Source organism: Pelobacter seleniigenes DSM 18267 (assembly GCF_000711225.1).
GTDB lineage: Bacteria > Desulfobacterota > Desulfuromonadia > Desulfuromonadales > Geopsychrobacteraceae > Seleniibacterium > Seleniibacterium seleniigenes.
On the sequence record NZ_JOMG01000002.1, the window covers coordinates 1529373 to 1550321 of the forward strand.

The window sequence follows — 20949 nt, forward strand, 5'->3', positions numbered from 1 at the left end:
TGCTTTGCAAGTCTCTATGTCTGTTTGACCTTCGACTCGAATGAGACTTCTCAAGAAAGGCAAGGACAATGAGGAAGAGCAACAAAGGGCATAACGCAGGAGTAACTGCGCTGCTGCAACAATTGGGGGAAGGGCGGGATTGTCTTGAAAAGGCCATGGCCTTGCTGGAGAATCTGAGCCTGAAAAGCGAGATTCCGGGAATCAGCGCTGAAGATATTGAATATACCCTGGACGGCTCGGTCCTGATCCTCAGAAGAACGAACACAGCGCAACAGCAGCGGCCGGCCGGCGCGCCACGAATCATCGCGGAAAATGGCAAAACCCGGTTGGCTCTTGGAATCGCTGAAAAAATGGCTCAGGGGGATGAAAATGTCATCATCCAAGGGGAAACCGGAACCGGGAAAGACCTGTTTGCGCGCTATATCCATCTGGTCGGAAGCAGATCTGTGGAACCGTTTGTCTGGTGTCCCTGCGGCACCGGCTTTGGAATACGGCAGTTGGAGGATACCTTTCAACAGGTGGGTCATGGCACGTTGTTGCTGGACGATGTGAATGATCTCGAGAGTTCGGGGCAAGGGGAATTGTTAAAAATATTGACCGCGAGCTCAGGCCGAAGAGAGTTCCGAATCATTTCCACCACCAGCTGTGAGCTGGACGCCCTGGCCTCAAAAGGGCAGTTTTCAGACGCTCTGTTGGATCTGTTACGGGGGTGTTTCGTTGAATTACCTGCGCTCCGTGACCGGAAGGAGGATATCATTCCATTGGCGCGCCATCATTTGCCATTGCTTTGCCAGAAAAACAAACTTCCCGCAAAACAGATGTCACCGGAATATCTGCAGCTATGTGAACTATATCCATGGCCCGGCAATGTCAGGGAACTGATTAATGTTCTGGAACAATCACTTTACACCGCGGGGGACAAGAAGACCCTTTTCGGAAGAGATCTACCGACCCATGTCCGTATTCAGACGGCCAAGGGCGCGGCTCAAAGAAAAAAAGGTTTGTAGCCGCCCGCTTAACGGTTGCCAGGCCGTTTCCCATCAGTACCATCTGCCCGAACAGATTGCAGTCAACCCGTTCGGCCTGGAGAGCAAGGTTGTCCTCAGGCCGTTCATTTCCTTGAAGATGAGAAAAAGTCCTGATCGATTCCTGCGCAACAGGAAAATTCCTGCGCGATAGGAATTTTAGGACCTTGCTCGTAGGAAAACACCAGCGTTTATTTGTCCATCCCTTATAACCTACCAGAAATACTGAAGTAAAAAAATAAACAGAAGAAGGTTCTGTTTTGGTATGCAGGTTGCTGTTTAGTAAAGGCGTCGGCAACAGTTCCTTAACAGGAGAAACTTATGAAACGAAAAAAATTCTACAGGTTGGCCGCTGTCGGTGTCGCAATCATTGTTGCGGGTTTGTTCATGTTCTGTGATCTGGGGCTCGGATTCTCGCCGATCATGAAATTCTTTGTGGTCTTTTTCGGCTTGATCATCGGTCTTCAATGTATCCCCGCGGTTTTGATGTTTATCGGCATGCTGAAAGGTATTGCGCCGCAGACCAGAACCAAGGTGATCGACCATAGCGGGCGCTAGAAAAGAACGGAGTCACATATGAGAGCGCGAAAAGTGTTGATAGCGGATCGTGATGAAAAGGCGAGAACGAAATTGGCCGAATTCTTTGAGAATTCGAATTATGACGTGGAAACAACCGGCTCCGCAGCCTATGCGATTGCCAAGATTGTTCAGAAGCAGGAGCCGATCGTTATCCTTGGGGATGCATTTGAAGAAAAAATTGCCTCCGTGGATGTCATCGCCCTGATGCGGAAGTGCAATAAAAACCTGAAGATCATTCTGATTTCGGATGACAGCTCGCTAGAAACGCTCCGTCGCATTCGTAAAGATGGCATCTTTTACCACGCTTTGAAGCCACATGATTCTGAAGATAATGAAGAGCTGCGTTCCGTCGTCGAATGCGCGGTGGAGGGTTTTCAGCCTGTTTAGCAGGGAAAAATAACCATTCGGCCTGCTGGCCGAGCAGTGATCGATTGCATGAAAGGGGTACCGCAATGAAAAGAAAATATCAACAATGCCTCACCACGATTCTTGTTCTGGTTGCCGCAATGCCGGCTATCGCTGCGGAAACTGCCGCACGTCAGGATGACAGTATGACCCTGGTCTATCTGTTCCTGGCGACCTGTGGGTTAATCATTGTGCTGCAACTACTGCCGGTGTTCACCCTGGTCTATGGGCTGATCAAGGGAATCTTCGGCAAGCGTCAGGAGCAGCAAAAACCGCTCCCGGTCAAAAACAGGTAAGGTTCGCCGGAAGGGCAGGGAAATTTACGTATCGGCCGCTTGGAAGAGCCAAGGAAAGAGGAATGATCATGAAACCATTGAGCAGGATAAAAATAAAAACATGGCCCCTGCTGTTGCTCCTGTTTTTCATTCCCGCACCAGTGCCCGCCATGGAGGTGGATGACTGTCTGGGGTGCCACGGTGATGTGGAAATGGTCGGTGCAGACTTGCTGATCAATTTGGAGAAATACGATCATACAGCCCATGCCCAGATGGGTTGCCTGACTTGTCACGAATCGGTCACCGATGCGCACCCGGATGATGGCGTGGCAGTCACCAAAGCGGCATGTCTCGATTGTCACGAAGAGGTCGGAGCGCAATACCTGGCCACAAAACACGCTGAATATGCTGCCTGCAAGGATTGTCACAATCCCCATGAGGCGCAGGGGCTGGCAGCGGTTTCAGCGCCGCAGATGAATCAGCAGTGCGGCACCTGCCATAGCGCGGAGAGTGTGGTGCAGGCCCATCAGGAGTGGTTGCCCCAGGCTGATCTGCATATCAGTGCATTGCCCTGCATTACCTGTCATACCTCGTCAAAAGGGTACAAAATTGTCCTGAATATCACCCAGAAACAACAACAACGGGTCTTCGGGGACTATGTGTTTCCCAGCTATGCTGACCTTTCGACTGTGGCTGGTGGAAAGAGCATTCGCTCTTTGATCGATATCAATAATGACAATCTGATCTCTTTAGCAGAGCTGAGGACTTTTAACCGGAATCCGAAATACCAGGACCTCAGGCTGGAAGGGACCCTGGTGCCAAGCATGCTGTCCCACGACCTGAGTACCCTCGAAAGCCGCTATGACTGCACATTCTGTCATGCGTCCGGGCCGAAGAGTCTGCAGACGAGTTTTGTCGCACTGCCACTGCCCGGCGGCAATTACGAACAGATTGCGGTGGAGAAGGGCCCAGTCCTGGAAGCCCTGTATGGCACTCCGGACTTTTATATGAGCGGCAGCACCCGCAATGCTTCTCTCAATATTATGGGACTGCTGATTATTTGCGCCGGACTGGTCATGCCGATCGGGCATGGAACGCTACGGTTTTTAACCAGAAAAAACCGGCAACATAAAGGGGAATAGTCATGAAAAAGAAAAAAAGAGTTTACCTGCAACCGACCCCGGTCAGAATCTGGCATTGGCTCAATGCACTGGGCATCGTGACTTTAATGGTCTCAGGAGCGCAGATCCGTTTCCCCGAATACATCTCCTGGTTGGGAAGTTACAAATCTGCAATCTACTTGCATAACGCGGCGGGGTATGTGGTTGCCGTTTCCTTCTCGCTTTGGTTTTTCTACTACCTGTTCATCGCCAGGACCATGGCAAACCTCTATGTCCCCAAAGTGGAGGATCTGAAAACCGGTCTGGTCAAACAGGCGAAATTTTACTTTCTTACTTACTTTCTGGGCTGGGAGAATCCACATCACCCGACCCCGGAAAACAAGTTCAATCCGTTGCAGAAATCCGCCTACCTGGCAATCATGTTTGTCCTGGTTCCCTTGGTCAGCCTGTCCGGGATCCTGCTGACCAATGTCGAGCCATTGCGGGGATTGATCGTCATGCTGGGAGGGCTGAAAATTCTGGTTGGGCTGCATTTCCTGCTCGCCTGCATGCTGATAGCTTTTCTGCCGACCCATATTTACCTGGCAACCCTGGGACATACTCCCATGGAACATATCAAGGCGATGTGGACCGGCTGGGACGAAGAGGACGACGAGCGGGAAGAAGACAGTAAGCAGCCGCTACCGAGTCATACCGGTTGAGGATAAGAGAGGATCTGTCAACAGCAGCCCGCCGGGGCTGATGACCGGAACAATACCTGCAGAGCAATTTCCAAGCTGCAACTGAAGAAACCAACGGAGGACCTCATGGCCAGATGTGATAGAAACAGCATGATACTTAGAACCGGTCCCGGATTCGGGACACGAAACCGGGAATATCAGCTGATGTCGGGTCGGAAATTGCTTGAGGCCATCTTGTTTCTGCTGCTCAGCATCGGAGCTTTCTGCGGCCGGGAGATCAACCTTTTCCTCCTCGCCCCGGAATCATTCCGCCACATTCTCGGGTATCCGCCTTCGCCAGCTTTGGTGGATATTGCCCTGGCCGTTTATTGTTTTTCTGCGACTGTGCTGATTTTAACCGGGCTGGCCAGTGGCAACCGCCCAGACCCAGGCTGGAAACATCTGGGCTACCGCAGTGCTTTTTTCGGGTTTTACTGCTTTTCCGGCAGTATTGCCACACATTTCACGGCCGTAGTTGTGGTCGGGCTGTTTCTTTATCTTCTTGAGCAAGCCCAGATTTGGTTTTACTGTTGGCAGGCTGCTCATATCGATGATGTGGGTGGGCAGCCTTAGCCGGTGGTAGGCCGGCTTCTCAGTCGTCTTTGGCAAAATGGGCGCGATAAAAGGCCAGGGAGTCTTTGGCGTCCGAAAGGTGTCTGTTTTCAAGAGTCAGTGATGGCGGGTTCGGCACGCTCTGTAACCATGAAAAGAGCGTGCCCAGGGGAGCGTTACCCTGACCAAGGGGAAGGTGATCATCATTAAGACCCCAATTGTCGTGCAGATGCATATGTTTGAGGAACGGACCAAGCAGCTCCAACCATTCCGCTAGCCCGGTGTGGGCAAAAATATTCCAGTGGCCAATATCAAAGACATGACCGACCCAGGGGGTATCGAGGGTGCTAAGTAGCTGTAACAACTGTTGCGGTTGCTGATCGTATATGTTTTCCAGGCAGATGATTGCGCCAATCTCTTCAGCCGTCGGAATGAGGTTTTGCCAGAACGACAGGGAATGAGCCAACCATTTCGACAGAATTCTCGGGTCGCTGGAGCAGGGGATTTCCGGGTGAAAAATAATTTTTTGTGCCTTCAGCTTATTGGCCAGCAGGAAAGTAAGTTCGGCATTTGCTAGCGAGGCTCGGAGGGTTTTTCTTTGGTCGCTCCCGGGATCAATGCCGGTAAAGGGGGCATGGAGAGTCGTTCCCAGGCCAGATTCCCGCAATTCTGCGGCACAATCCGCCAGTAACTCAAAATCCAGTTTTTCCAAAGTGACTTCGTGGCAGGCGACTTCCGCATGCAGAGCATACTCCGTCAAAAACGGCAGGCTTGCTGCCAAGCGTTGGGCGGGAATATGAACATAGAGATTTTTGGGCATTGCTACGGATTCTTTCCAGGTCGATTGTTATTGAAATGCAGGTTCCGGTGACCAGCTCTAAGCGGTATTCTGCAGTGGCTCCGGGCACGGCAAAAGAGCCGCAAGGGCGATCCGGGAGCCGTTCTTTATAATAGTCAGCAGAGGAGGAAAAATCTACTGCGCTGCAGAAGTAAAACTGTAGCTGGAGACAAGCAAAAAAAGATTGACATCATATGTATACTGTATACAATTCACTAAATTGTGTACGGGAGACAGCTTTTGAAAACGAAACAGATTGAACGGCACCAGACGTTACGTGAGAAAATTCTCGAAACAATTCGCGAAGCGATTCTCAAAGGGAGTCTTAAACCCGGTGAGAAGGTTGCGGAACCGGAGCTGGCAGAACGGTTCGGAATCAGCCGGACCCCGATCCGGGAAGCGTTCCGGCAACTGGAATCGGAAGGCTACCTGACGGTTATTCCCCGCAAGGGAGCGGTTGTCGCCGCTCTTTCCGAGCGAGATGTGCAGGAATTTTACGCGATCAAAAGTATATTGGAAGGCTATGCTGCGGAATTGGCAGCGGTCAACCTGACTGATAAAGAACTCGAAAAGCTGGAAGCCATCAACGAAAAGCTTCGCAATCTGGCTGCAGAGGGGGATGTCAAAGCCTTCTTCCGGATCCATAACGAGTTTCACGATACTTTTATCAAGGCCGCCGACAATAGTAAACTTTTTGAACTTATCCAACAATTGGGAATGAAATTCAACCGCTTGCGGATGGCGTCACTTTCCGTGGCTGGGCGGATGGAGATTTCCGTAGATGAGCATGAGAAGCTGCTGGATGCCTTCCGGCGTCATGATGGCAAGACTGCGGAAGAACTCGTTAAAAAGACGGCTGCCATTGGCGGGAAAGTGCTTTTGGAAAGTTTGGTCCATACCCAGGGCGGTGAGGCCAGATCGACCCTCCTTGACGAAAAAATTAATTTATTTTGACTTGTTGACACCTTTTATTCTGATGTGAACCCTGGGTTGCTCAGCCACGGGTATTTTTATACCGGTAGGCACCCTGACCGCCGGGGATCAGTGCAGGTAGGTTTTAAGCTCATCCGCAAGAGGTAACAGTGTGAGTTGCAGCTCCTTGGCCCAGCTGTCGTTGTCACAGGTATTTCCTTCCAGCAGCATCTGCAATTGATCAGCGGTCAGCGGAAAAAACGGTAGGCTTTGCAACACCGCGACAGCGGGTTTGACCAGAAACAGCGGCTGGTGGAGTTTACAGACAGTGGTTTTTTTCCCCAGGGTGTGGGCGATAATATCCAACAGCTCGTTGTAGTTGTAGGTCTCCGGCCCGCAGCAGTGATAAACTTTGCCGATGGTCGCAGGGACCTCCAGTGCTTTGACAAACCCCTGTGCAACGTTTTTAACACTGACCGGCTGCATCCGGTAGCGGCCGTCACCCAGGACCGGAACCAGCGGCAGTTTTTTGATCATCCGTGCCAGCAGGTTGATAAACTCATCACCGGGGCCGAAAATCAACGAAGGCCGGAAAATTGTCCAGTCAAGGTCTGTATTGCGGATTATCTCTTCCGCAGCCCATTTGCTTTGATGATAGCCTGTTGATGCCTCGGCACGGGTGCCGTTGGCGCTCATGTGCAGAATGCGCCGGACTCCCTGGGCCGCGGCAGCTTTGGCAATATTCGCAGTCGATTCGGTGTGGACGCGCTGAAAAGTGATTCCCCGGGCCGGAAATTCCCGGATGATACCGACCAGGTGTATGATTGCATCGCACCCCTCCAAAATACCGCTCAGGGTTTCCGGCAAGGTTGTGTCGCCTTGAACTTTTTCAATTTGGTTGTACTCTTTAATATTGTCCGGGTTGCGGACCAGGGCTCTGACCTGATGCTTTCTTTCGCTCAATTGTCTGATGATTTCACGTCCGACAAACCCGCTTCCGCCGGTAATAAAAACTTTCATAAAAATAAGCCTTTGCGGAGATAGAATAAATTTCCGACGGCGTCAATATAGCTTGATTTGCCAAGCTATACAAAAGGGAGTCATCATATCTTTTTTTAAATCACCAAAAAAATTTGTCTCGATATTTCATTCTTCTAGGGTTGTTTTTGGTTCAGAGATTAAGCTATAAAACTGCAAATCTCCATTTACGGAGAAATTTTAACAGAAAAGCTTCCGCTTTGCAGGTCGCCGCCGCCGGCGAATTAAAAATAATTTTATATAAACACAGGATGGAGAGATCAAGATGAATGATTTAAGTGCCGAAAAGTTAGGTCTGAAAACAGTTGGTAAGGTTTATCACAATCTGAGTTACGACGAACTTTTCGAGCATGAAAGCCGAAATAAAGAGGGTGCGCTTTCTGCGAACGGAACCATGATGGTCGATACCGGCAAATTTACCGGTCGTTCACCCAAAGACAAATATTTTGTCAAACAGGCTCCGTCTGCTGAGAGACTGGCCTGGGGGAAAATCAACCAACCGGTTTCCAGCAGCATTTTCGACCAGCTTTATTCCGAGGTCATTGATTATCTTTCCGGCAAGGATGTTTATGTCACCGACGGATTTTGCGGGGCCAATCCGCAGACACGTAAAAATGTCCGCTTTGTCACTGAAATAGCCTGGCAGTCCCATTTTGTAAAAAATATGTTTATCCGGCCAGGGAGCAGTGAACAGGCCGAATTTACTCCCCAATTCACCGTTTACAATGCCGCCGGCCTGACCAACGACCGCTGGCGGGAGATGGGGCTGAACTCCGAGGTTTTCGTGATTTTCAACATTGAAAAGAACGTCGCGATTATCGGTGGGACCTGGTATGGCGGAGAGATGAAAAAAGGGATTTTCACCATGATGAATTACTGGCTGCCGCTGGAGAATATCCTCTCCATGCATTGTAGTGCCAATGTCGGCGCCGCTGGTGATGTCTGCCTGTTTTTCGGCCTTTCCGGGACCGGGAAAACAACCCTGTCCACTGACGCCAGACGCAAGCTGATCGGTGACGATGAGCATGGTTGGGATGAAGACGGGATTTTTAATTTCGAAGGCGGCTGCTATGCCAAGTGTATCGACCTGTCCCCTGAAAACGAGCCGGAAATTTTCAATGCCATCAAGCGCAACGCCTTGCTCGAAAATGTCTCCTATGACGAAGCCGGAGTCATTGACTTCAGTGACAGCAGCAAAACCGAGAATACCCGGGTCTCTTACCCCATTGAGCATATCCTCAACCATGAACCTGCTTTGAAGGGCGGGCATCCGCGCAACATCATTTTCCTGACTTGCGATGCTTTCGGCGTTTTGCCGCCGGTGTCCAAACTGACTCGGGAGCAGGCCATGTACTACTTTCTGTCCGGTTATACGGCCAAAGTCGCCGGTACCGAACGCGGCATCACTGAGCCGCAGGCGACTTTTTCCGCTTGCTTCGGTGAAGCCTTTTTGCCCCTTCATCCCACCGAGTACGCCAAACTGCTGGGTGAAAAGATGGAAAAATATCAAGTCAATGCCTTCCTGGTTAATACCGGTTGGACCGGGGGCGGTTACGGCACCGGGAAACGCATGAGTATCAAGGCCACCCGGGGTTGTATCAATGCGATTCTTGATGGCAGCATCAATCAGGCGGAATTCGAACAGACTGAGTTTTTTGGCCTGAGCATCCCCAAAGCGTTACCGGGGGTGGATGCCAAACTGCTGAATCCCCGCAACTCCTGGAAAGATTCCGCTGCTTTTGACCGTAGCGCTGGAGAGCTGGCCGCAATGTTTGTGGAGAATTTCCGCAAGTACATCGTCAGCAACGATGATTTCGATTTTACCAAGGCCGGACCGCAGCTTGGGTAAGCAAGAAGCGGAAAAGCTTTAAGAAAGATGCTGAAAAAGCGGTCGACTCCAGAGTCCGGCCGCTTTTTTTATGTTGAAGGGTGGCTTTTCTTGACAAGAGGTAAAAGAAAAATAATAATTGAATATTAACATTTAATCATGGAAAGAAGAATGATGTCTCAAGGTCATAACAAAATGGGCGAGTTTGCCCTGATCCGCTGGATTCAACAACAGGCCAAAAAAGGAGATCATCTTACCCAGGGAATCGGCGATGATTGTTCGGTTCAACCTCAACAGGACGGTCAGGAACTGTTGACCAGTACAGATTTATTGATTGAAGATGTTCACTTTAAGCGAGCATGGAGCTCCATGCATGACCTGGGCCGGAAAGCGGCTGCGGTCAATATCAGCGACATTGCTGCCATGGGCGGGATCCCACAGTCCCTGTTTCTGAGTCTGGGTCGACCCGATCAGATCCCCGATGCGGAAATTCAGGAATTCGTCTCGGGTTTTATTGCTGAAGCCGAATTCTACGGAGCGGTTCTGGCTGGAGGTGATAGCTGCAGGTCCACGGGGCCGCTGGTCATTGCAGTGACGGTTCAGGGAACCATTGCAGCTGGTGAAGCCGTCTATCGCCACGGGGCCAGTTACGGGGATGCCGTTTATGTCTCCGGCTGTTTGGGCGACAGTGCCCTGGCCCTGCAAGCGCTGCTACGGGGCGAGCAACCGGATCCCTATCTGGCCGGGCGGTTTCATACCCCCAGCCCACGGGTGGACCTGGGAGTCAACCTGGCCCGCAGCGGCTGGGCCACGGCGATGCTCGATATTTCGGATGGTTTAATTGCCGATCTCGGCCATATTCTGGAGGCCTCCGGAGTTGGCGCGGAGATCGAACTGGCCCGGCTGCCGCTCTCCGGACCCTTCAGTCAAGCGTTACTGCAGGATACCGAGTTGATCGAGCTGGCCCTGGCCGGTGGTGAAGATTACGAACTGGTGTTTACCTCGCCATTGAATGATCTGGACACCCGACCGGGGTTTTCACCCTTTGTGACCCGCATCGGGGTTATCCGGCAGGAACCTGGGCTGTCCCTGCGGGCTGTTGATGGCAGCTTTTATGAGTGTCGACGCAAAGGATATGACCATTTTGGCTGACCCGGATCGGTGCGCAGGGGTAACCACCGCAGCGGAAGAAAAATCCATCCGCATCGTTCTTGATTCCAAGCCTCTGCTGGGCGAAGATGTCAGCCATGAAGCTTATCGGAAAATAGCCGGAATTTTGCAGGAACAGCAGCATTTCTACCTTGATGCCTACAAGGAGATTTCCATCAAGCGCCGGCTGGCATCACGGATCAGGGCGGCCGGGTTTAGAGACCCTGAGGCATATATTGCCCTGTTGCAGGACGATGCTGCCGAGCGGCAGCAACTGTTGCTGGCGCTAAGTATCCACGTCTCCCAGTTCTTTCGTAATCCGAGCTCGTTTGCGGTCCTGGAAAAGGTCGTCATCCCGGAATTGTTGGGCGTTGCGCGTAAGACACGGACCAAATTGAGGCTATGGAGCGTTGGCTGTGCCAATGGCGAGGAGCCGTATTCCCTGGCTTTGTTGTGTCGCAAGTTGATACGTGCTGAGGATCAGGTCGCGATTATCGGCACAGATATCAGCGCGGCCGCCTTGAAAAAAGCGCGGCAGGGGTTCTTCCCGGAAAAGCGCCTGACCGGGGTCAATCCTGAGCTGCTGGCATGCTGTTTCGAGCGGCAGGGCAACGATGAGTACCGGCTGAATGAGGAACTGCGCAACAGTGTGCAGTTTTTTCGGCATGATATTCTTGTCGACCAGCCGTTTTACCGGGCTGATCTGATATTGTGCCGAAATCTGTTGATCTATTTTTCCCGGGATCAGCAACGGTTCATTCTGGAAACCCTGGCCGGTGCTCTGCAGCCCGGTGGTGTTCTGATGCTGGGACGGGCCGAAACCCTGGCTCCGGACTGCCGCAATCTGTTTCATTGTCTTGATCCGGCGGAGAGAATTTACCGGCGGGCAGGATGAATGATGATTGAGTTCAATGAGGTTTTAAAGCCCTTTTGAGGTAAGGATGAGACCAGTGTCGACCGGGACCTCTCGTCACAAGGAGAAATGAAAATGCGTGTTGAAATCAGCTATAAGTTTGTTGTCGGATTTATTTTTGTGGTGGCTTCGGTCGTCTTGCTGAATTTGCTGGTGCCACGACTGGATATTCCGGAATGGACCTATCAATGGATCACGATTGTCGGGGCGTTGCTGGTCGGACTTATTTTCGGCTGGTTGTTTTCCAAAGCGTTCACCGCCAACATCAAGATTCTGACCGAAGGGACCGCCCGGGTCAGCGACGGTGACCTCAGCCGCAAGGTTCGTTTGCGTAAAGGGCTGTTTTCCGATGAAACCGAAGACCTGGCCAATTCGTTGAATCTGGTGGTGGACAGTCTGCGCAATCTGGTCGGACAGATCCGCACCAGTTCGGTCAATGTCAACGAATCATCCTTGGCCCTGGCCACCACCACCGAGGAGATGACTGCGACCGCCCATGAAGTTGCCGGCTCCATTGAGCAGATCAGTCAGGGGGCGGAAACCCAGGCCGAGATGGTCGAGCGGGCTTCCAAGGTCATTCGCGAAATGGCCGAACAGATTGACCTGGTGGCGGCTTCGGCCGGCAATCTGTCCCTTTCTGCGGAGGAAACCACGCTCTCGGCGCGGCAAGGGGAGGGGATGACGGTGAAGGCCTTGGAAAACCTCAAGCAGGTGCTCAGTCAGATCGAAGAGAATGGCATTCTGATCATGTCGTTCAATGAACAGGTGCAGAAAATTGGCACCATCATCGATGTGATCACCAGTATTGCCCAGAAAACCAATCTGCTGGCTCTTAATGCGACCATTGAAGCGGCCCGAGCCGGCGAATATGGGCACGGCTTTGCCGTGGTGGCCGAGGAGGTCAGCAAGTTGGCTGATAGCACCAGCCTTTCCGCCGGAGAAATCACCCGCCTGATCGAAGGGACCCGGGAGCAGAGCCTGAAGGTCCAACAGTCAATGGCAGAAAGTGTCAAAGCCATTGATGCCGGTAGGCAGGCGGTGGATATCACCGGTAGCGCATTCAAGACCATCATCGACAAAGCGGAAGCGGCCCAGGTCAAATCGGTCAGTATTCGCGATCTGACCGAGAAACAGAGTCTTGGTGCCCAGGCCATTGTCAATGCCATCGAGGAAATCGCCAGGGTTGCGGAAGACAATGCCGCATCCACCGAAGAGGTCTCCGCAGCCACCGAACAACAGACCGCTTCTATGGAGGAGATGACCTTTGCTTCGCAACGGTTGTCTCGCCTGGCCGATGAATTGTTGACCTCGGTCAGCCGGTTTAATCTTGGGATCAGTCAGGACAAGGACCAGGCATGATTCAGCTGTTGCCGTTTAAAATCGGCTTCGAGACTTATGCGCTTGAATTACCGGATATTCAAGAGGTCGTCGAAAATCGCACGGTTCATGCTTTTCCCGGGGCTCCGGCCGAGATTCTCGGTGCCATCGGTTTTCACGGGCGCATCGTACCGGTGGTCAACCTGCCGCGGCTGTTGGATTTCCCGGAAGGAAATCACGGCCAGCGGCTGATCGTATTGACCAATGGCTACGGTCCCATGGCGTTGGCGACCGACCAGGTCAGACCGATCCTCAATGTTGAAATGACCCATGCCATCCGGATGGGGCAAGCCAGCGAACGACCGTATATCAAGGACATCATCAACTGGCAGGGAGAAACCATCAGCCTGTTTGATCTCGAACAGCTGCAGGGAGCTCTGGAGCGGGTCTGCGATCCACAGGGAGGCCGATAAATTGCTCAAAAAGGTATTGATTGTCGATGATGCGCTGTTCATGCGCAATATGCTGCAGGAGATCTTCGAAGGTTCCGGCTGGCAGGTGGTTGCCACGGCAGAAACCGGGGAACAGGCGGTCCTTGAATATAAAGCCCTTCGCCCGGACCTGGTGACCATGGATATTGTGATGCCCGGCAGCGGTGGTATCGAAGCCATGAAAAATATCCTTCATCATGATCCCGAAGCCAAGGTGGTGGTATGCAGTGCTTTGGGCCAGAAACAGCTGATCATGGAAGCCATAACGGCCGGCGCCAAAGATTTTATCGTCAAGCCTTTTAAAGACAACCAGGTTCTCGAAGTCGTTAACCGGGTTGTTGCCGGGTAATTCTGCATGGATATGGTCAAATTCAGGGCGATGTTTCTGGCTGAAGCCGGAGAGCATCTGCAGGACATGGCAGCGGTCCTGATGCAGCTTGCGACCGACCCCACGGATCGGCAAGCCATCGACTCGTTGTTTCGTAACGCCCATTCCATCAAAGGGATGGCCGGGACGATGGAGTTTACCGTGTCCGCACGCTTGGCCCATCATCTGGAAGACCGCCTGGATCTCTGTCGGGAACGGGGACAAATGACCCAGCAGGATATTGACTGGGTTCTGGACGGAGTCGGGCATCTTGAGGGGTTGCTTGAGGATATCCGCCAGGGTAAGGCTGAGCGCAGTGTCGATGGCTTTCTCACCCAGGGCGGGCAGTCTGCCGAGACGGGCTCCGATAATGAAATAGGTTCTGTCCCGGTTATGAAGGCTGCAGAGAGCCGGGACCCTTTGCTGGTCCGGCTGGTCTTGAAAGATATGGTGGCGGCGCCAGGCGCGCGGTTGCTGGTCCTGCTGAAAAAATGCGCCGACCTGGGGACCGTGCTGGAATCGACTCCGAGCCAGGAAGCGCTGCTTACCGAGGATGCTGCGCCGGAGCAGTTGCTGGTGCAGCTGGACACGGAGCTGTCCAAAGATGAGGTTCACCAGCAGCTGGAAAGATTCAGTGAGCTGCAGGAGATCTCTTTTCCGGCCAAGCAGAAAACAGAACCGCTCCAGCCCCGGCAAAAGCCGATTCAGACCAAAACGGTTCGGGTCAGTACCGAGCTGCTCGATCACTTCATCAACCTCACCGGAGAACTGATCACCACTCGCTATCATTTACAGAATGCGGTCAAGGAGCGGCACTGGCATAACGTGGATGACGGGGTCGGGCAGTTGACCCGGCTGGTGAAAAATCTGCATCGGCAGGTTTTGCAGGTGCGAATGGTTTCCCTGGAGAATCTGTTCAGCCGCTTATCACGAACCGTCCATGAGCTTGCCCGGGTCAAGCAAAAACAGGTCAGGCTGGTGCTGGAGGGGGCTGAGATCGAATTGGATCGGGCCATTGTCGAAGGGTTGACCGATGCCCTTGGCCATATGGTCCGTAATGCCATTGACCACGGCATTCGCGAGCAGGGGACCATTCACATCAAAGCCTGGCGGGAGCGGGACCAGGTGCTGTTGCAAGTGGCTGACGACGGGGCCGGGATGGATCCCGAAATTATTCGCGAGCGGGCCGTTGCCCGCGGTCTGGTGAAAGCGGCTCTGGCCAGAACTTTGAAACCCTACGACGTGTTGCAGCTGGTTTGCCTGCCCGGATTTTCCACTGTGGACAATATCTCGGCAACCTCCGGCCGGGGAGTCGGGATGGATGTCGTTAAAACCGCCGTGGAAAAGGTTGGTGGTTTGTTGGAGATCGATTCAGAACCCGGCAATGGCACCCGCATCACCCTGAAACTGCCCCTGTCTTTGGCCATTATCCGCGTGTTGATCGTGTCCTGCCATGAGGTGCCGATGGCCTTGCCGATCAATCGCATTGTCCAGACCCTTGAAATCAGTCGGCAGGAGGTACAGAGCAGCGGCAAACAACTGGTCATTGAGCACCAAGGCAAACTACTGCCGCTGCTGTCCCTGAGGAAAATCCTGCAATATCCGAAGGCAGCGCAGACCGATCCGATAGCGGTGGTCGTTACCGAGCTGTTCGGCCGGCGGGTCGGGCTGGTGGTCGATCGCCTGGCCGGGCAACGCGAAGTCTTTGTGCAGCGGCTGCCGGCTCCCTTTGATCAGATCCGCGGCTGTAGCGGGGCAACGATTCTCGGGGATGGCCAGATCGTCTTCCTGCTGGATCTGCAATCGCTGCTGGAAAGGCGTCGAACCTGAATGAACGGGAAGCGAACCATGTCCGCGTCTCAATTGAGCGGTCTTTGCGCCAGGTTGGAGGAAGCTTTTCTGGCCACCGGGGAAACGATGTCGCGGTTTTTGGACGCACCGCTGCAACTGAACCCGGAACTTGCCTGCACTGTCGTGAGCGGACGGGAGGCCGGGTTCGAGGTGCCCTGCAGCAAAGAGGCCGGAGTCGGCATCGAGCTCAGCGGTGATCTGGCCGGGCAACTGGTGCTGTTGATTTCCCACCCGTCCTGTCACTGGATCACTGCCAGACTGATCGGCCCCGGGCAAAGCGATGAATTAACGGCTCTGGCCCGTTCCGCCTTGCAGGAGGTGGGAAATATTCTGGTCTCCTCTTTTCTGACTGAGCTGGAAAATCGCTTTGGTGTAACCAGCCGGCTTCATCCGCCGCGCTTTAATCAAGGGGCGTCACAGGACCTCTTCCATTTTTTCTTTCCCGCTCCCCTTTCCGAAGCCGTTGTGATCAAGGGCGGATTTTGCAGCGCTGATCAGCAAGCCCGGTTCAGAGTCTTTTTGTTGCTCGACCTGCCCCAGGCCTTAATCCTGACCTAGCCGATCCCGATGGCTCGTTGCGGGAAATCCAATCAGCGATCGACGTCATTTCTGCCCCGCGCGACCTGGCTGTTTTCCCCTCCTCCCGTTAAGCCGGTGTTATCGACAATTGAGTGTTGTCTGTCAACAGGGATACCCGGCACCGTTGAAATCTGCTAAAATCTCCCTTTTGCCTTTACGTTTTTTAAATACCCGGCACCGGGTTCCCGCGAACCGGGGAACGGGGCCGAGATAAAGGACCGGATATGATACGTAACCTGCTGCTGGCTTTATTGTTGTTGCTTCCCCTGACCTGCTGGGCCGAACCAGCCGACCTGGCTGCCGTGATCAACAGCCTGGAGACCCCTTTTTCCCGACAGACTCCGGTCAGCCAGCGGATCAGCGATTTTCAGGGCGAGTTCTTCCAGCAATCCCATATCGCATCGATCAGCCGGGTCCAGCATGGTGAAGGACGGGTCCGGTTCAAGTTCCTGTTTCAACAGCAACTAACACCGACGGTGATGTTTCGCTGGGAATACAGCCAGCCGGAAATTCAGGAGATTATCTCCGACGGCCAGACCCTGTGGTTTTACCTGCCCGATAACAGTCAGGTGATCCAAAGCGATATGAGTGAAGTGAATAAGGATGGCGGGCCCAATCCGGTCACCTTCCTCAGCAGCCTGGGCGACCTGGGCCGGGAATTTAGCGTGACCTGGGGGGAGCCGCGACTTGATGAGCGAGGCAACTATCGGCTGCGACTGACCCCGCGGGTGGCTTCCAACCTGGTCAAGGTCATGGAGGTGGTGGTCGCCAAAGATGCCGTCGAGAAGGGCCAACAGACCAGTGAAAACCCGATTTTTCCCTTATTGCAGACCGATGTGACCGATCAGCAGGGGAACCGAACCACCATCGAGTTTGTTAATGTCAAGGTTAACCCGGGCTTGCCGGCCAGCGATTTTAAGTTCACCATTCCGCCGGGAGTTGAGGTGGTCAAGCCGACCGAGCAGCAGACTTTCTGACCCAGCGGCAGCGATGGTCCGCTGGCGGGGTGATGAAACATTTGCCTGGCGACCATTTTATGCTATAACCCTTCGATTCCTCGGGGTTTTGCCGCGGAGGAATCGTTCAAGAATAGGCTCGATAAAGGAAAAAGGAGTTGATCCATGCCGAGTTTTGACATTGTCTCCAAGGTCGATTTTCAGGAAGTTGACAATGCGGTCAACCAGGCCGTGAAGGAGATCGCCCAGCGCTTTGATTTCAAAGGAACCACCAACGAGGTGGAACTGGAAAAAGACGGTCTGAAAATCCTTGCCGCCGACGAATATAAGCTGCAGGCGATCAAGGATATTCTGATCGGCAAGCTGGTCCGCCGCAACGTTTCTCCCAAATGTTTCGATTACGGCAAGGAAGAGCCCGCTTCGGGCGGCGCGGTGCGGGTACGGGCTGCCATCGTCCAGGGGATCAGCAAGGAAAAAGGAAAAGAGATCGTCAAGTTGATCAAAGAGACCAAGCTGAAGGTGCAGGCACAGATCATGGAAGATCAGGTCCGGGTCACCGGCAAGAAGATCGACGATCTGCAGGAAGTGATTCAGACCCTGAAAGGGAAGGATCTTGGCATCGAATTGCAATTTGAAAACATGCGTTCCTGAACTATTGCCATCCGGAGATTCCGGATCGCCACACATACAGAAAGCAACGGTACAAAGACGTGGAAAAGTTAAAAGTCAGTCTGGTCAGCCTCGGCTGCCCGAAAAACCTGGTCGATGCCGAGGTGATGCTGGGCCATCTGCCGCCCCAGCGCTTTGAAATTATTGTTGATGAAAGTCAGGCGGATATTATCATCGTCAACACCTGTTCCTTTATCAATGACGCCAAGGAAGAGTCCATCGATACCATTCTGGAGGTCGCCGACTACAAGGAAAACGGCGCCTGCCGGATGCTGATCGTGTCCGGTTGCCTGCCGCAACGCTATCAGGAGGATCTCCAGCAGCAGTTGCCCGAGGTTGACCTGTTTCTTGGTATTTCCGAAGGCGCTCGGATCGTTGAACTGATCGATCGGCAGCTGGGCAGCGATTCGTCGACCCTGGAAATCGGCGCACCGGACTATCTCTATGATCACACCACGCCGCGGGTCAACTCTTCGCCGGCTTACACCAGCTACGTCAAGATTGCCGAAGGCTGCTCCAATCGCTGCTCTTACTGCATCATCCCGCAATTACGCGGCGACCTGCGCTCACGCAGTATCGCTTCGGTGGTGGCGGAGGTGCGCGCTCTGGCCGCCCAGGGGGTGACCGAGATTAACCTGATCGCTCAGGATATCACCGCTTATGGGCGGGACCGGCAGGACGGGGCGACCATCGAAGGGCTGCTCAAGGAACTGGTCAAGGTCGAGGAGATCGTCTGGGTCCGTTTGCTCTACGCTTATCCGGACGGCGTTTCGGACGAACTGATCGAACTGATCGCAACCCAGGAAAAAATCTGTAACTACCTGGATTTGCCGTTACAGCATATCGATGATGTGATCCTCAAGCAGATGAACCGTCGACTTGGCGAACAGGAGGTTCGCGGCTTATTGGAACGGATGCGGACCCGGATTCCCGATCTTACTTTGCGGACCTCCTTCATCGTCGGTTTCCCGGGGGAAAGCCGGGAACAGTTCGACAAGCTGCTGGCTTTTGTTGAAGAAGGTCATTTCGAGCGGGTCGGGGTGTTCCGTTACAGTCGCGAAGAGGGGACCCCGGCCGCGAGTTATCCAAACCAGGTTCCGGCTTCAACCAAGAAGAGCCGCCTCAACAAGCTGATGAAGGCCCAGGCGCGGGTGTCTTTTGCCAAAAACCGGGCCCTGGTCGGACGGGTTGAGCAGGTGTTGATCGAAGGCTACAGCGACGAAACCGATCTGCTGCTGAAAGGGCGTAGCGCCAGACAGGCACCGGATATCGACGGCCAGTACCTGATTACCGCGGGGCATGCGGATGTCGGTGAATACGTCAGCCTGAAGATTACCGATTCTTCCGAGTACGACCTGATCGGCGAGATGATCGAAGAGTGACCCTGTTGTTTCGAAGATCGGCATTGGTCCTGCTTATTGTGGCGGCGTTGCTGTGGTTTGTCCGGTATCGTACTGCTCAGCCGCAGCCCCCGTTGGTGCGCACGGCATTGATCATGGGAACCTTGGTCGAAATCAGGGTTTATGATCAGTCCGGCGGAGAGGCGGAAGCGGCCGTTAACGCGGCCTTTGCCGAAATGAGGCGGGTCGAACAGCTGTTTTCCAGCGCGGTTCCAGGCAGTGAAGTGGTGCGGTTATCTGCTGCTACGGGTCCGCTTGAAGTTGATGCGGAAACCGCTCGCGTACTCAAGACCGGCCTGCGCATTGCACACCGCAGCGCCGGGGCCTTTGATATGACTCTTGGCAAGGTAAAAGCCCTGTGGGGGATTGAGACCGATCATCCGCGCATTCCCAGCTCCGTCGAGCTGAGCGCCGCCCTGGTCGGGGTCGGTCCGGATTCCCTGCAGGTGGTCGGTCAGCAGGTCAGCAAGGCCCGACCCGACCTGGTCCTGGAACTGGGCGGGATCGCCAAAGGCTATGCGGTTGATCGGGCGATCGAACTGTTGCAGGGCAAAAGTATCCGTTCGGCTGCGGTCAATGCCGGCGGTGACATTCGTTTACTCGGCAATCGGCAGGGTGAACCCTGGCGCATCGGGATTCAGCATCCGCGGCGGGAGGATGATGTCCTTCTAACCCTGCCGCTGGTCAATCGGGCGGTGGTCACCTCTGGCGACTATGAGCGGTTTTTTGAACGCGCTGGCGTTCGCTATCATCATATTTTCGACCCTGCTACCGGTCGCCCGGCCCGCGGTTGCCAAAGTGTGACCGTGATTGCCGCTGATGCCATGACCGCCGACGCTCTGGCCACGGCGGCCTTTGTCCTCGGTCCGGTCAAAGGACTGGCTTTGCTGCAAGGGGAAAAGGATGTCGAGGGGCTGCTGGTCGCTGCTGACGGGCGGATTTTGAAAACCGCCGGACTGAAATGAGAGAACGGATGAAGCTCTTCTCCTGGCTCCGCTACGCCACACCTCTTGATCGTAAACTGCTGCTCGCCGTTGCCATCCTGGTTGCAGTCTCGTTTGCCTTGTCGCTCCGGCGCGAGGCCGGGGCGCAGGTTATTGCCACTGTCCAGGATCGGGTGGTGTTTAAGGTACCGTTGAATATCGATCGGACCGTTGATCTACAGGGCCCTCTTGGCACCACGGTGCTGCAGATTGCCGCAGGCAAGGTCAGCATTCTGTCCTCGCCGTGCCGGAATAAGACCTGTGTACGCATGGGCGAAGTGCATCAGGATGGTGATCTGCTGGCCTGCCTGCCGAATAAGCTGGTTATTCATGTCGAGAGAAAGACGCTGGCCGGGAAAACGGGGCATGATTTTGTCAGCCGCTGAAAACATCACCCTTGAGCAGACCCGCCAGCGGGTTTTTCTGGCCCTGTTTGTGGCTCTGGCCGTTGTTCTTAACACCCTGGAGTTTCTGCTGCCCAATCCGGTCCCCTGGTTTCGCATCGGGCTGGCCAACATTCTTGGCATCACCGCGCTGTTTTGTTACGGAGTGCGGGAGCTCTGGCTGGTGAACCTGTGCCGCATTATTCTGGGGAGTCTGCTGGTCGGCCGCCTGTTTGGCCCCGGCTTTCTGCTCTCCCTGGGGGGCGGAATTCTGTCCGCGACCATGATGAGCTGCGGCTTTTCTCTGGGGCGCAAGCGAATCGGACCGATCGGGGTCTCGGTGCTGGGCGCTCTTGGCCATGTCAGCGGACAACTCCTGGTGGCTTGGCTGGTGGTGGTGCGGCATCCGGGGATCTGGCTGCTACTGCCTTTCTTTCTGCTATTTGCCATGATAAGTGGTATTGTTAACGGGTTGGCAGCACACTTTCTGCTCAATTCGTTGGCCGGACATGCCGCCTTTCGCGGCCTGAGGGAGCGGCTGGACATTTTGACCGGCCAACCTGATTTACACCAACAACAATCCGGAAATTGATGAAGGA

24 protein-coding genes are annotated in these 20949 nt (G+C 53.9%); 22 read left to right on the plus strand and 2 right to left on the minus strand.

All coding sequences use genetic code 11. The features are described from left to right. Positions 1-68 precede the first annotated feature (68 nt). The 7 genes from N909_RS0109695 (at position 69) to N909_RS0109725 (ending at position 4697) form a co-directional block, all read left to right on the plus strand. A complete protein-coding gene (locus N909_RS0109695; protein ID WP_084167661.1) occupies positions 69-1007 on the plus strand; it encodes a sigma-54-dependent transcriptional regulator in 939 nt (312 codons plus the stop codon). A gap of 339 nt (positions 1008-1346) precedes the next feature. After that, positions 1347-1583: a hypothetical protein gene (locus tag N909_RS0109700; protein ID WP_029914469.1), complete on the plus strand. Its 237-nt coding sequence runs from the start codon at positions 1347-1349 to the stop codon at positions 1581-1583. 18 nt (positions 1584-1601) lie between these two features. Continuing rightward, the gene (locus N909_RS0109705) at positions 1602-1991 is read left to right on the plus strand and encodes a response regulator (RefSeq protein WP_029914472.1); all 390 of its coding nucleotides are present in this window, start codon (positions 1602-1604) and stop codon (positions 1989-1991) included. A 65-nt stretch (positions 1992-2056) separates the two neighbouring features. Then, entirely contained in the window at positions 2057-2305 is a 249-nt protein-coding gene (locus N909_RS0109710) for a hypothetical protein (RefSeq protein ID WP_029914475.1), read from the plus strand. Between the two features lie 62 nt (positions 2306-2367). Continuing rightward, complete coding sequence (locus tag N909_RS0109715; RefSeq protein ID WP_051689655.1) at positions 2368-3426, plus strand: cytochrome c3 family protein; 1059 nt, start codon at positions 2368-2370, stop codon at positions 3424-3426. 2 nt (positions 3427-3428) lie between these two features. Further along, the gene (locus N909_RS0109720; RefSeq protein WP_051689656.1) at positions 3429-4106 is read left to right on the plus strand and encodes a cytochrome b/b6 domain-containing protein; all 678 of its coding nucleotides are present in this window, start codon (positions 3429-3431) and stop codon (positions 4104-4106) included. Positions 4107-4289: 183 nt separating this feature from the next. Further along, positions 4290-4697: a hypothetical protein gene (locus N909_RS0109725; protein WP_155005912.1), complete on the plus strand. Its 408-nt coding sequence runs from the start codon at positions 4290-4292 to the stop codon at positions 4695-4697. 19 nt (positions 4698-4716) lie between these two features. Here N909_RS0109725 and N909_RS0109730 read toward each other — a convergent pair whose 3' ends face one another. Then, positions 4717-5496 (minus strand): sugar phosphate isomerase/epimerase family protein, encoded by a 780-nt coding sequence (locus tag N909_RS0109730; protein WP_029914481.1) that lies wholly within the window; start codon positions 5494-5496, stop codon positions 4717-4719. A 258-nt stretch (positions 5497-5754) separates the two neighbouring features. Between N909_RS0109730 and N909_RS0109735 the strand changes: the two genes are divergently transcribed. Beyond that, a complete protein-coding gene (locus N909_RS0109735) occupies positions 5755-6468 on the plus strand; it encodes a GntR family transcriptional regulator (RefSeq protein WP_029914482.1) in 714 nt (237 codons plus the stop codon). A gap of 87 nt (positions 6469-6555) precedes the next feature. On the opposite strand, the gene N909_RS0109740 is transcribed toward N909_RS0109735, so the two are convergent. Further along, entirely contained in the window at positions 6556-7446 is an 891-nt protein-coding gene (locus tag N909_RS0109740) for a complex I NDUFA9 subunit family protein (RefSeq protein WP_029914483.1), read from the minus strand. A gap of 283 nt (positions 7447-7729) precedes the next feature. On the opposite strand from N909_RS0109740, the gene pckA reads away from it, so the two are divergent. The 14 genes from pckA to N909_RS0109810 all read left to right on the plus strand — a co-directional run bounded on the left by pckA (position 7730) and on the right by N909_RS0109810 (position 20942). After that, positions 7730-9313, plus strand: coding sequence for a phosphoenolpyruvate carboxykinase (ATP) (gene pckA, locus N909_RS0109745; protein ID WP_029914485.1), 1584 nt, complete (start codon positions 7730-7732; stop codon positions 9311-9313). Positions 9314-9463: 150 nt separating this feature from the next. After that, on the plus strand, positions 9464-10444 hold the full coding sequence (gene thiL / locus N909_RS0109750; protein WP_245613592.1) for a thiamine-phosphate kinase: 981 nt from the start codon (positions 9464-9466) through the stop codon (positions 10442-10444). Beyond that, on the plus strand, positions 10428-11336 hold the full coding sequence (locus N909_RS0109755) for a CheR family methyltransferase (RefSeq protein ID WP_051689658.1): 909 nt from the start codon (positions 10428-10430) through the stop codon (positions 11334-11336). The genes thiL and N909_RS0109755 overlap by 17 nt, the downstream gene beginning before the upstream one ends. A gap of 93 nt (positions 11337-11429) precedes the next feature. After that, the gene (locus N909_RS0109760; RefSeq protein WP_036683056.1) at positions 11430-12713 is read left to right on the plus strand and encodes a methyl-accepting chemotaxis protein; all 1284 of its coding nucleotides are present in this window, start codon (positions 11430-11432) and stop codon (positions 12711-12713) included. Further along, entirely contained in the window at positions 12710-13144 is a 435-nt protein-coding gene (locus N909_RS0109765) for a chemotaxis protein CheW (RefSeq protein WP_029914491.1), read from the plus strand. Before N909_RS0109760 ends, N909_RS0109765 begins: the two co-directional genes overlap by 4 nt. Before the next feature lies 1 nt (position 13145). Beyond that, complete coding sequence (locus tag N909_RS0109770; RefSeq protein ID WP_029914493.1) at positions 13146-13511, plus strand: response regulator; 366 nt, start codon at positions 13146-13148, stop codon at positions 13509-13511. A gap of 6 nt (positions 13512-13517) precedes the next feature. Then, a complete protein-coding gene (locus tag N909_RS0109775) occupies positions 13518-15359 on the plus strand; it encodes a chemotaxis protein CheA (RefSeq protein ID WP_029914495.1) in 1842 nt (613 codons plus the stop codon). Next, a complete protein-coding gene (locus tag N909_RS0109780) occupies positions 15360-15938 on the plus strand; it encodes a chemotaxis protein CheC (RefSeq protein WP_029914497.1) in 579 nt (192 codons plus the stop codon). A 245-nt stretch (positions 15939-16183) separates the two neighbouring features. Then, entirely contained in the window at positions 16184-16936 is a 753-nt protein-coding gene (locus tag N909_RS0109785; protein WP_029914499.1) for a LolA family protein, read from the plus strand. A 144-nt stretch (positions 16937-17080) separates the two neighbouring features. After that, complete coding sequence (locus tag N909_RS0109790; protein WP_029914502.1) at positions 17081-17566, plus strand: YajQ family cyclic di-GMP-binding protein; 486 nt, start codon at positions 17081-17083, stop codon at positions 17564-17566. Positions 17567-17625: 59 nt separating this feature from the next. Then, positions 17626-18966, plus strand: coding sequence for a 30S ribosomal protein S12 methylthiotransferase RimO (gene rimO, locus N909_RS0109795; protein WP_029914504.1), 1341 nt, complete (start codon positions 17626-17628; stop codon positions 18964-18966). A gap of 5 nt (positions 18967-18971) precedes the next feature. Then, a complete protein-coding gene (locus tag N909_RS0109800; RefSeq protein WP_155005913.1) occupies positions 18972-19949 on the plus strand; it encodes an FAD:protein FMN transferase in 978 nt (325 codons plus the stop codon). Between the two features lie 8 nt (positions 19950-19957). Continuing rightward, a complete protein-coding gene (locus N909_RS0109805) occupies positions 19958-20353 on the plus strand; it encodes a NusG domain II-containing protein (RefSeq protein WP_029914507.1) in 396 nt (131 codons plus the stop codon). Continuing rightward, positions 20334-20942 (plus strand): Gx transporter family protein, encoded by a 609-nt coding sequence (locus N909_RS0109810; RefSeq protein WP_051689659.1) that lies wholly within the window; start codon positions 20334-20336, stop codon positions 20940-20942. Before N909_RS0109805 ends, N909_RS0109810 begins: the two co-directional genes overlap by 20 nt. Positions 20943-20949: the final 7 nt, after the last annotated feature.